The sequence below is a fragment of the Ligilactobacillus acidipiscis DSM 15836 genome (assembly GCF_001435755.1).
Taxonomy (GTDB): domain Bacteria; phylum Bacillota; class Bacilli; order Lactobacillales; family Lactobacillaceae; genus Ligilactobacillus; species Ligilactobacillus acidipiscis.
This window is the reverse complement of record NZ_AZFI01000346.1, coordinates 1-610: the sequence shown is the minus strand read 5'-3', so window position 1 is coordinate 610 and position 610 is coordinate 1. Positions and strand designations below refer to the sequence as shown.

Genomic DNA, 610 nt, shown 5'->3' with positions numbered 1-610 from the left:
GTCATGTTCGTTCACTCCTTATGATTGAACTTCTGTTCTAATTCTGTTCTGCCTTGTTCAGCCGCTTTTAACTAGGTTTAACGGTGCATTTTTTATTCCGATTACAAGTGCATGCCCCCATCTTCATGCCGATTTCGAGTTTGGTGTTGCCGTTGCTTTTTCGTCATTTCCCACTCGACCTCTTTTAAACCTTGCGCCTGTCTTTGCCGTTGGTAATCTTCATCACGGGCATATAGAGCGGCCATGATTGCGTCACTAAAGGCCGTCTTTAGGTAATATTCTGGACTAACTGGCTTGTAGTTCAATGGTTGATAATGTGCCAGCTGGGATTTTCGATATTGATCGTCCTTAGCTTGTTGCTCTTTTAACTGTTTTTGGAGTTTTTCAATCTGGCTGGTCTTAATCGTCGGATCGGCTTTGCATTCACCCAAAAAGAGTTGTTTAGTGCCGTCATGCTTTAAGACCCGTTGTAAGTGATGATCTTCTAGCTGATCTAAGCTAAGCTGCCCCGACAAATAAGCTAGTCCTTGTTGATGTTCCTGGGTCGTAAATTGTACTGGCGGGTTGTTTTTCAACTGATCTAAATCACGCTTCTCTAGTGATTTAAGTT

1 pseudogene is annotated in these 610 nt (G+C 42.8%); it reads right to left on the bottom strand.

The window, feature by feature from the left end:
- Positions 1-101 precede the first annotated feature (101 nt).
- Positions 102-610 (bottom strand): annotated as a pseudogene (locus FC65_RS11055) (MobQ family relaxase); the annotation flags it as partial.